Below are 9,082 nucleotides of genomic sequence, written 5' to 3'. Positions count from 1 at the left end.
TTGTAGAGAATCTCCGCGGCGGGGAAGCCGGGGAAGATCTCGACGCCCAAGGCTTCCGCCTGCTGGCCCAGCCAGCGCGTGACGTTGCCCAGCGAGATCACGTAGTTGCCGTGATTCTTGAAGTTGTCGGGCAGCGCCCAGTTCGGCGTCGTGACCGCGCTCTTCTCGGACAGGAACAGGAAGCGGTCTTCCGTCACCTCGACGTCGAGCGGCGCGCCGCGCTCCTTCCAGTCGGGAAACAGCTCGGTGATCGCGCGCGGGTCCATCACCGCGCCCGACAGGATGTGCGCGCCGATCTCGGAACCCTTCTCGAGCACGCACACGCCGATCTCGGCGCCTTTCTCGGCGGCCAACTGCTTGAGCCGGATCGCCGCCGACAGCCCGGCGGGGCCGCCGCCGACGATCACGACGTCGTATTCCATCGATTCGCGCGGGCCGTATTGCTCGATGAGGCTTGCGGGGGTCATTGGCGTTCCTCTAACCGTTAGAATGCTTTTATTCGGGAGCGTATTGTCTGCGAAACGAAACGCTTGCCGCAACAACATGCAGGTAGATTAGCACGATCGTTCTATTTTTTGTGCTAGGGTAATGCCGCTCGGGCTGTGCCGCCCGGGCCGGCGAAACGACATCGAAAGGGGATGTGCAAATGGGTCGATCGATCAATCTGGAAGGCAAGGTTGCGCTGGTCACGGGCGCGTCGAGCGGCCTCGGGCAGCGTTTTGCGCAGGTGCTGTCGCAGGCCGGCGCGAAGGTCGTGCTCGCGAGCCGCCGCGTCGAACGCCTGAAGGAGTTGCGCGCGGAGATCGAGGCGGCGGGCGGCGCGGCGCACGTCGTGTCGCTCGACGTGACCGACGTCCAGAGCATCAAGGCGGCCGTCGCGCATGCGGAGACGGAAGCCGGCACGATCGACATCCTCGTGAACAATTCGGGCGTGTCGACGATGCAGAAGCTCGTCGACGTGACGCCCGCGGATTTCGAGTTCGTGTTCGATACGAATACGCGCGGCGCATTTTTCGTCGCGCAGGAAGTCGCGAAGCGGATGATCATGCGCGCAAACGGCGGCGGCAACGGCAAGCCGCCGTGCCGGATCATCAACATCGCGTCGGTGGCCGGGCTGCGCGTATTCCCGCAGATCGGGCTGTACGCGATGAGCAAGGCCGCGGTCGTGCAGATGACGCGCGCGATGGCGCTGGAGTGGGGCCGCCACGGGATCAACGTGAACGCGATCTGTCCGGGCTATATCGATACCGAAATCAATCATTACCTGTGGGAAACCGAGCAGGGCCAGAAGCTGCAGTCGATGCTGCCGCGCCGGCGTGTCGGCAAGCCGCAGGATCTCGACGGGCTGTTGTTGCTGCTCGCGGCCGACGAGTCGCAGTTCATCAATGGTTCGATCATCTCCGCGGACGACGGCTTCGGCCTCGCGTGAGCGGATGACATTCAGCAACAAAGAAGACTGCAATGAGCGCAACAAACGCAACAAACGATTACTCCCCCGTTTTTGAGATGTCGATGCCGATCCGCTGGGGCGACATGGACGCGTTCGGCCATGTGAACAACACGGTTTATTTCCGCTACATGGAGCAGGCGCGGATTTCGTGGTTCGAGCAGCTCGGCATTGCCGGCGGCAACGGCGAGGGGCAGGGGCCCGTCATCGTCACCGCGTCGATGGAGTTCCTCAAGCAGCTGCACTATCCGGGCGACGTGATCGCGAAGATGTCGGCCGCGAAGCCCGGCCGAAGCAGTTTCGACACCGGGTTCGAGCTCACGCGCGCGGACGATCCGCAGCATGTCTATGCCCGCGGCAACGCGCGTTGCGTGTGGGTCGATTACGCGCTCGGCAAGTCGGTGCCGCTGCCGCAACTGTTGCGCGACACGATCGAGCACGCGCTCGCGACGAAAGTCGGCTGAGCGCGGCTATCGGCAGGCCGGCACCGGGTTGCCGGTGGCGCGCCGTGTTCGTTGTTGCCCCGATGTTTCCCCGGATCGGCCGCCGTGTGCGGCCGATCGTCATTCGAGCGCCGCGATGCGACGCGCGTTCACTGTCCGAGCAGGCGCTGCAGCAGCTCCGGCGTATTGTTCGTTCCGTATTTGCGCATCAGCCGGGCGCGGTAGATGTCGACCGTGCGCGAGCTGATGTCGAGCACACGCCCGATCTGCTTGCTGGTCTTGCCGGTCGCGAGTTGCGCGGCGATCTCGCGCTCGCGCGGGGTCAGCTCGACCGCGACGCGGCGCGTCGCGCTCAAATCCTCGAAGGTCCAGACGCCGGCCGCAAGCGGTGCGGTGCGGTCGAGCGCGCGGCCCGTCACGTGGCACCAGAACAGCTCGCCGTCCGCGCGTTTCATGATTCTGTCATCCGAGTAGATGCCGTTCGCGACCATCACGCGTGCGATGCGCTCGCCGATCCGCTGGAATTCGTCCGTCGACGGGTAGAGCACCGCGTACGATTTTCCGATCAGGTCGGCCCGCGCACAGCGGAAGATCGACGCGAGCGCGTCGTTGCAGTCCTCGATCACGCGGTCGCGCGACAGCACGAGGCCGAGCGGCGCGAGATGGAAGGCGGTCTGGTAATCGAGATCGGGCATGGCGCAGGCAAGCGGAGGCAAATGCTTATGTATTTTTGCGTATTGTGCCGCATCGGCGTCACATCGTACCCTTTCAGGCATCTCGCGGCGGTGTGTCGCGACATAAAAACAGCGCGCCTCGACGCAGGCTTTGCCGCGCATGCATAGAATGATGCGGCGGGCTTGCGCCACGTGGCGCGTGAACCGGTTTTGCTGGTTTCCATAGAGGAAGGGACAACTGATGAACAAAGTCTATCCAAGCGCGGCTGCCGCGCTGGAGGGGATCGTCCGCGACGGACAGACCTTCGCGGTGGGCGGCTTCGGCCTGTGCGGGATTCCCGAGGCGCTGATCGCGGCGTTGCGCGATTCGGCCGTCAAGGGCATCACCTGCATCAGCAACAACGCGGGCGTCGACGGTTTCGGCCTCGGCCTGCTGCTGGAAACGCGCCAGATCAAGAAGATGATCTCGTCGTACGTCGGCGAGAACAAGGAGTTCGAGCGCCAGTACCTGGCCGGCGAACTCGAGCTTGAATTCACGCCGCAGGGCACGCTCGCCGAAAAGCTGCGCGCGGGCGGCGCGGGCATCCCCGCGTTCTTCACGAATACCGGCTACGGCACCGTGATCGCGGAAGGCAAGGAAACGCGCCAGTTCGGCGATCGCCACTACGTGCTCGAGCCGTCGCTGACGGCCGACGTCGCGCTCGTCAAGGCATGGAAGGCCGACAAGTCCGGCAACCTCATTTACCGCCGCACCGCGCGCAACTTCAACCCGATGTGCGCGATGGCCGGCAAGATCACCGTGGCGGAGGTCGAGGAGATCGTCGAGAACGGTGCGCTCGATCCGGACCAGGTCCATACGCCGGGGATCTTCGTGCAGCGCATCGTGCTGAACGCGACGCCCGAAAAACGCATCGAACAACGCGTCGTACGCGCGAAAGGAGACTGACATGGCCTGGAATCGTGACCAGATGGCCGCGCGCGCGGCGAAGGAACTGCAGGACGGCTTCTACGTGAACCTCGGCATCGGCCTGCCGACGCTCGTCGCGAACCACGTGCCGGAAGGCGTCGAGGTGTGGCTGCAGTCGGAGAACGGCCTGCTCGGCATCGGCCCGTCGCCGACCGAAGACGAAGTCGACGCCGATCTCATCAACGCCGGCAAGCAGACCGTCACGACGCTGCCGGGCTCGTCGATCTTCTCGTCGGCCGATTCGTTCGCGATGATCCGCGGCGGCCACATCAACCTCGCGATCCTCGGTGCGATGCAGGTCAGCAAGCAGGGCGACCTCGCGAACTGGATGATCCCGGGCAAGATGATCAAGGGGATGGGCGGCGCGATGGACCTCGTCGCGGGCGTGGGGCGTGTCGTCGTGCTGATGGAGCATGTCGCGAAAGGCGATCAGCACAAGATCCTCGACGAATGCAATCTGCCGCTGACGGGCGTCGGCGTGGTCGACCTGATCATCACCGATCTCGGCGTGATCGAAGTGACGCCGGCCGGCCTGAAGGTGCTCGAACTCGCCGACGGCGTGAGCGCCGAAGAGATCCAGTCGAAGACGGGCGCACCGCTCGACGTCAGCGTCGTGGCCTGAGCATCACGTCGTTGCGTCATGCTCGACGCCCCGCGTTCCTCACGGAATGCGGGGCGTTTTGTCATGACCGCATGCGTCACGCAATCGCGCCGCCGCCGTCGATCAGTACCGTCGAACCGGTTGCATAAGGCGTGGCCGCCAGATACAGGACCGCATTCGCGACATCCTCCGGCTGGCCGACCCTGCGGGCCGGAAGCCGCCGGGCCGCGCCGGCGTACATCGCGTCGCGGGCATCGGGCGCGAGCTTGTCCCACAGCGGCGTCGCGATCAGGCCCGGCGACACGGTATTCACGCGAACCGGCGCGAGCTCGAGCGCCAGGCCGCGGGCGAGCGCCTCGAGCGCCGCATTGATCGCGCCTTGCAGCACCGACGACGCGCTCGGTCGCACGCTGAGGTAGCCCGACACGAACGTCAGCGAGCCGCCGGGCGCGATATCGATCGCGCGGGCGATGCGGTACGCGCCCCAGAACTTGCTGTCCATCGCAGCCTGCGCGTCGGCAAGCGGCAGCGCGCGGACTGCGCCCGTGGCCGTCTTCGCGGCCGAAATCACGACGTGGTCGAACTGGCCGGCGCGCGCGCAGAACGCATCGACGTCCGCCGTATCGGTGATGTCGAGCGTTTCGGTCCGCACGTGCGCGCCCGGCATGGCATCGACGTCGAACCTGCCCGGATCGCGCGACGCGATCGTCACGCGCGCGCCGTGTCGCGCGAAAGCCGTCGCGGTGGCGGCGCCGATGCCGGAGCTGCCTCCGACGACGAGGACGTTCTTGCCGTGGAGCGGATCATTCATGAAGGTCATTCCTGGTGATGAGTTGAACGGCATCCGGTCAGATCGTTTCGGTCTCGCGCAGCGTCGACGGGCTGCGCAGCGCGAAGCGCGCAATATCGTCCTTGCGCATGAAAGCGACCCCCGGATGTGATCGCGCGTAGTGCAGGAAGTCGTCCCACGCGCGGACCATCTGCGGCGTGCCGCTGATCCGGTCGTGCGCACTGATCGACATCAGTCTGCGCCGCTGCCCGGCTTCCGCGTACAACTGGTCGAAATCGAGCTTGATCTGCTCGAGGAACATCGCCGGCGTGTAGTGGCGGCCTTCGATCAGCAGGATGTCGTTGTTGCGCAGCGTGTACGGGACCACGGCGAAATCGCGACCGCCGACGGTCTCGACGAACGGTTCGTCGCGACTGACGTCGTCGATGTGATACGTGTAGCCGAGTTCCTGCAGCAGCGACAACGTATGCGGTCCGCGCCGCAGCCAGTTGCAGTTGTAGCCGGTCGGACGCTGGCCGGTCACCGCTTCGACCATGTCGCGTGCTTCGGTCAGGAAGCGGCGCTCGTCGTCGCGGCTCATCGCGAATTGCGCGCGCCACGTCGGGCCGTGCGCGGCGGCTTCGTGGCCGCGCGACACGATCTCGCGCGCCAGATCGGGGTGCCGGCGCGCGGCTTCCCCGATCATGTGCGACGTCACTTTCACGCCGTGCCGGTCCCACAGATCGAGCAGGCGCGGAATCCCTTCCCGGTAGCCGTACGCGAACCAGGTGGCCGAGGCGAGATCGACCGGTACCGACGGCGGGAACGCGATGGTCGGAAACGGGCTGTCCGCGCCCGTGGGCGGCTGTCCGCCTGCTTCGAACTGCATCGAGATCGAGATCACGATGCGCGCGCCGTCGGGCCAGAACGGCGTGGCGCCCGGTGCGGCGAGCGCCGGCGCCGGCGTTGGCGCGGCGGTTGCCGGCAGGGAGGCGCCTGCGGCCGCCGCGACGCCGGCCGCGAGCCCGGCGCCGGCCTGGGCCAGGAACGTGCGGCGCGGCAGCGGCGTCGCGGGAGGGTGGTTGCCGTGAGTCATCGTTCCCTCCGTCAGCCGACGAGCCCGAGCTGACGCATCAGCGTCAGGTTGTCCTCGATGTGCCAGTTTTCCGCGATCCGGCCCTGGTCGATCCGGTAGATATCGGTCGCGATGAAGTCGATCGCCTGTCCGCGCCCCGCCGTTCCGTTGAAAGCGCCGGTGAAATGCCCGCGGAAATGCAGGTGCACGACGACCCGGTCGCCCGCGACGATCATCTGTTCGATGTCACAGCGCAGGTCCGGGATCGCGTCGCGCATCGTGCCCGAGGCCGCGAGCGGCCCCGGTACGCCTTGTTCGCGGCCGGGCGGCAGCGTTCGGTCGGTGAAGTCGGCGGCGAGCGCCGCGCGAGCCAGCGCAGGGTCGCCGGTATTCCAGAAGGTGCCGTAGCGGCGCGCGGCCAGGATTTGCGCGCGGGCCTGCGCGGCCGGCAAGCCTGCCGCGACGGTCAGGCTGTGCGGTGCGACGAGGTCGGCGGCACGGGAAGCGGCGGGCCAGAGCGCCACGACGCAGGCGGCTGCCGCGAATGCGTGCGCGAGGGGGCGGGCGGCCGAACGAAGGCGGATCGACATGGTTTCGAGGGTCCTGTGAAGGCGTCGTGCGACGACGCGGAACAGGTATGGTAGGTTTCCGTTCTGCATGCAAATACTGGCAAAATGCGAATGGATTATTCGAAAAAAGGAAAGGTTGGGGCGAGGTGCACGCCATGACGCTGATCGACGATTTCCCGGCGCTCGATACCTTCGCGCGGATCGTGTCGGCCGGCAGCCTGTCGGCGGCGGCGCGCGAACTCGACCTGTCGTTGTCGGTCGTCAGCAAGCGGCTCGCGCATCTCGAGTCGCGACTCGGTGTGCGCCTGCTGCACCGGACGACGCGGCAGCAGACGCTCACCGACGACGGTGCGCAGTTTCATGCGCAGGTGCTGCGCATCCTGGCCGAGGTCGAGCATGCCGAAACGCTGATGCGCGATCGCCGCGGCACGGTCAGCGGCGTGCTGCGCGTGACGGCGCCCGGCGAACTCGGCCGCCTGCGGATCGCGCCGCTCATTGCGGCATTTCAGCAGCGACATCCGCAATTGACCGTGCAGTTGATGCTGACCGATACGGTCGTCGATCTGCTGGCAGCCGATATCGACGTCGCCGTGCGGATCGGCAATCTGGCCGATTCGACGATGATCGCGCGCGAGCTGGCGCCGAATCATCGCGTGCTGTGCGCGTCGCCGGGCTATCTCGCGGCGCACGGTTGGCCGGCCCATCCGGCCGAGCTCCGTGCACACCGATGCATTGTGATGGGCGATCAGCCGCGTGCCGAATGGCGGTTCGACGGCGCGCAAGGTGACGTGGCGGTCGAGGTGACGGCCACGCTGCTGACGAACGACGGCGGCGCGGCGCGCACGCTGGCGCTCGAAGGCGCGGGCATTGCGTTGAAGTCGATCTGGGACGTCGGCGCCGATCTCGACGCCGGTCGGCTCGTGCGCGTGCTGCCGGCCTTCGAGGCGCCCGCCGCGCCGTTGCATGCCGTCTATCCCGGCGGCCGTCACGTGTCGTTGCGCGTGCGGACGTTCGTCGATTTCCTGCGCGAGCAGTTGCGTCACGCGTGGCGCCGCCACGATTGAACCCGTTCCGGATGGTGGGCCGGGCGCGTCGCGGCCCGTCATTCCGAAGCGGTTTACAATCGTTTGCATCGGGCGCCGCAGGCGTTGTCCCGCGCGTCGCCCCCGTTCGACAGGATGCCAACGATGCCAACGACCCCAGCGAATCCCCCGGTTCCCCGCCAGCGGCGCGTGCAGTGTGCGAGCGCGGCCGGCCTTCACCACGTCGCCTATACCGAGTGGGGCGATCCCGCGAATCCGCGCGTGCTTGTGTGCGTGCATGGCCTGACCCGCTCCGGACGCGATTTCGACCGGCTTGCCGCCGCGCTGTCCGATACGTATCGCGTCGTCTGCCCCGATGTCGTCGGGCGCGGCCAATCGGACCGGCTGGCCGATCCGCGGCACTATGCGATTCCGCAGTACGTGGCCGACATGGTGACGCTGATTGCGCGGCTCGACGTCGAATCGGTCGACTGGTTCGGCACGTCGATGGGCGGCCTGATCGGCATGGCGCTGGCCGGGCTGCCCGGTTCGCCGGTGCGCCGGATGATCGTCAACGACGTCGGCCCGCGCATCGAGCCCGATTCGCTGACGCGTATCGGCGAATACCTCGGCGTGCAGCCGCGCTTTGCGACCGAGCAGGAGGGGATCGACTACCTGACGTCGCTGTCGCTGCCGTTCGGCGCGCTGAGCGCCGACGAGTGGCGCGAGATCAACGGGCCGCTGCTGCACGAGCTGCCCGAAGGCGGCTGGACGATGCGCTACGACCCGCGCATCGCCGAGCCGTTCAAGGCCACGACGCCCGAACTGGCCGCACTCGGCGAAGCCGCGCTGTGGCACGCGATCGAGGCGACCGATGCGACGCTGCTCGTCGTGCGTGGCGAGACGTCCGACTTGCTGTCGCGCGAGACGGCGGCCGAAATGGTTCGCCGCGGCCGCCATGTGACGCAGGTCGAGATTCCGGGCGCGGGCCACGCGCCCGCCTTCGTCAGCGCCGACCAGATTGCGCTCGCGCGGCGGTTTTTCGTCGAAGGCGACGCATAAACGCGTCATAATATGCGGTTCGGCGGCACGCGGGCCGTGCCGCCGTCCGATTCCTCACTCATCACGACCGGAACATTTTCATGGCAGTCATTCGTCACCACGTCGGGGCCCGGCTCTCCGAAACCGCGATCCACAACGGCACCGTGTATCTGGCCGGCCAGATCGCCGAAGACACCACGCAGGACATCCGCGGCCAGACGCGCGAAGTGCTCGGCCACATCGATCGCCTGCTCGCCGAAGCGAACAGCGACAAGGCGCATCTGCTGTCGGTGCAGATCTACATCTCGGATCTCGCGAACTTCGAAGGCATGAATGCGGAGTGGGATGCATGGGTCGCGCCGGGCAACACGCCGCCGCGCGCCACCGTCGAGGCGAAGCTTGCCGATCCGGCGCTGCTCGTCGAGATCGTGGTCGTCGCCGCGCAGCGGAGCTGAGCGTTATCCGACGATGACC

Annotated in this window: 12 protein-coding genes; 7 read left to right on the top strand and 5 right to left on the bottom strand. The window is 66.9% G+C overall.

The features are described from left to right. The coding region (locus DFS13_RS32900) for an NAD(P)/FAD-dependent oxidoreductase (RefSeq protein ID WP_134163146.1) at positions 1-467 on the bottom strand (467 nt) is incomplete at its 3' end. A 179-nt stretch (positions 468-646) separates the two neighbouring features. Between DFS13_RS32900 and DFS13_RS32895 the strand changes: the two genes are divergently transcribed. Together DFS13_RS32895 and DFS13_RS32890 are read left to right on the top strand one after the other, a co-directional pair. Next, positions 647-1,429 carry an SDR family oxidoreductase gene (locus DFS13_RS32895; protein ID WP_011545236.1) on the top strand — a complete coding sequence of 261 codons (783 nt, stop codon included), beginning with the start codon at positions 647-649 and terminating at the stop codon, positions 1,427-1,429. A 32-nt stretch (positions 1,430-1,461) separates the two neighbouring features. Continuing rightward, positions 1,462-1,911: a thioesterase family protein gene (locus DFS13_RS32890; protein WP_006488508.1), complete on the top strand. Its 450-nt coding sequence runs from the start codon at positions 1,462-1,464 to the stop codon at positions 1,909-1,911. Positions 1,912-2,039: 128 nt separating this feature from the next. On the opposite strand, the gene DFS13_RS32885 is transcribed toward DFS13_RS32890, so the two are convergent. Further along, entirely contained in the window at positions 2,040-2,585 is a 546-nt protein-coding gene (locus tag DFS13_RS32885) for a LuxR C-terminal-related transcriptional regulator (RefSeq protein ID WP_006488515.1), read from the bottom strand. A 220-nt stretch (positions 2,586-2,805) separates the two neighbouring features. On the opposite strand from DFS13_RS32885, the gene DFS13_RS32880 reads away from it, so the two are divergent. Together DFS13_RS32880 and DFS13_RS32875 are read left to right on the top strand one after the other, a co-directional pair. Beyond that, a complete protein-coding gene (locus tag DFS13_RS32880; protein ID WP_006488507.1) occupies positions 2,806-3,510 on the top strand; it encodes a CoA transferase subunit A in 705 nt (234 codons plus the stop codon). 1 nt (position 3,511) lies between these two features. Next, a complete protein-coding gene (locus tag DFS13_RS32875; RefSeq protein WP_111442623.1) occupies positions 3,512-4,153 on the top strand; it encodes a CoA transferase subunit B in 642 nt (213 codons plus the stop codon). Between the two features lie 76 nt (positions 4,154-4,229). Here the strand turns inward: DFS13_RS32875 and DFS13_RS32870 are convergent, their stop codons facing one another. Genes DFS13_RS32870 through DFS13_RS32860 form a run of 3 tightly spaced genes read right to left on the bottom strand, consistent with a single transcriptional unit; the run spans position 4,230 to position 6,566 of the window. After that, positions 4,230-4,943 (bottom strand): SDR family oxidoreductase, encoded by a 714-nt coding sequence (locus DFS13_RS32870; RefSeq protein ID WP_034201837.1) that lies wholly within the window; start codon positions 4,941-4,943, stop codon positions 4,230-4,232. Positions 4,944-4,980: 37 nt separating this feature from the next. After that, a complete protein-coding gene (locus DFS13_RS32865; RefSeq protein ID WP_111442622.1) occupies positions 4,981-5,997 on the bottom strand; it encodes a polysaccharide deacetylase family protein in 1,017 nt (338 codons plus the stop codon). A gap of 11 nt (positions 5,998-6,008) precedes the next feature. Then, complete coding sequence (locus DFS13_RS32860) at positions 6,009-6,566, bottom strand: ester cyclase (protein ID WP_006486092.1); 558 nt, start codon at positions 6,564-6,566, stop codon at positions 6,009-6,011. Positions 6,567-6,700: 134 nt separating this feature from the next. Between DFS13_RS32860 and DFS13_RS32855 the strand changes: the two genes are divergently transcribed. The 3 genes from DFS13_RS32855 to DFS13_RS32845 all read left to right on the top strand — a co-directional run bounded on the left by DFS13_RS32855 (position 6,701) and on the right by DFS13_RS32845 (position 9,063). Next, the gene (locus DFS13_RS32855) at positions 6,701-7,609 is read left to right on the top strand and encodes a LysR family transcriptional regulator (RefSeq protein WP_006495363.1); all 909 of its coding nucleotides are present in this window, start codon (positions 6,701-6,703) and stop codon (positions 7,607-7,609) included. A gap of 123 nt (positions 7,610-7,732) precedes the next feature. Then, positions 7,733-8,629, top strand: a complete 897-nt coding sequence (locus DFS13_RS32850) for an alpha/beta fold hydrolase (RefSeq protein WP_012492553.1) — start codon at positions 7,733-7,735, stop codon at positions 8,627-8,629. Between the two features lie 80 nt (positions 8,630-8,709). Beyond that, positions 8,710-9,063 carry a RidA family protein gene (locus tag DFS13_RS32845; protein WP_006486103.1) on the top strand — a complete coding sequence of 118 codons (354 nt, stop codon included), beginning with the start codon at positions 8,710-8,712 and terminating at the stop codon, positions 9,061-9,063. Positions 9,064-9,082 lie beyond the last annotated feature (19 nt).

Source organism: Burkholderia sp. 28_3, from assembly GCF_003253915.1.
In the GTDB taxonomy this organism is placed as follows: domain Bacteria; phylum Pseudomonadota; class Gammaproteobacteria; order Burkholderiales; family Burkholderiaceae; genus Burkholderia; species Burkholderia cenocepacia.
Note: the sequence above shows the minus strand (reverse complement) of the source record. Positions and strands in the feature narration are given on the sequence as shown.

What these genes read in the sequence shown, in the direction of transcription:
- DFS13_RS32895 (WP_011545236.1), top strand. Translation starts at nt 647, where the DNA reads ATGGGTCGATCGATCAATCTGGAAGGCAAGGTTGCGCTGGTCACGGGC.
- DFS13_RS32890 (WP_006488508.1), top strand. Translation starts at nt 1,462, where the DNA reads ATGAGCGCAACAAACGCAACAAACGATTACTCCCCCGTTTTTGAGATG.
- DFS13_RS32885 (WP_006488515.1), bottom strand. Translation starts at nt 2,585, where the DNA reads ATGCCCGATCTCGATTACCAGACCGCCTTCCATCTCGCGCCGCTCGGC.
- DFS13_RS32880 (WP_006488507.1), top strand. Translation starts at nt 2,806, where the DNA reads ATGAACAAAGTCTATCCAAGCGCGGCTGCCGCGCTGGAGGGGATCGTC.
- DFS13_RS32875 (WP_111442623.1), top strand. Translation starts at nt 3,512, where the DNA reads ATGGCCTGGAATCGTGACCAGATGGCCGCGCGCGCGGCGAAGGAACTG.
- DFS13_RS32870 (WP_034201837.1), bottom strand. Translation starts at nt 4,943, where the DNA reads ATGAATGATCCGCTCCACGGCAAGAACGTCCTCGTCGTCGGAGGCAGC.
- DFS13_RS32865 (WP_111442622.1), bottom strand. Translation starts at nt 5,997, where the DNA reads ATGACTCACGGCAACCACCCTCCCGCGACGCCGCTGCCGCGCCGCACG.
- DFS13_RS32860 (WP_006486092.1), bottom strand. Translation starts at nt 6,566, where the DNA reads ATGTCGATCCGCCTTCGTTCGGCCGCCCGCCCCCTCGCGCACGCATTC.
- DFS13_RS32855 (WP_006495363.1), top strand. Translation starts at nt 6,701, where the DNA reads ATGACGCTGATCGACGATTTCCCGGCGCTCGATACCTTCGCGCGGATC.
- DFS13_RS32850 (WP_012492553.1), top strand. Translation starts at nt 7,733, where the DNA reads ATGCCAACGACCCCAGCGAATCCCCCGGTTCCCCGCCAGCGGCGCGTG.
- DFS13_RS32845 (WP_006486103.1), top strand. Translation starts at nt 8,710, where the DNA reads ATGGCAGTCATTCGTCACCACGTCGGGGCCCGGCTCTCCGAAACCGCG.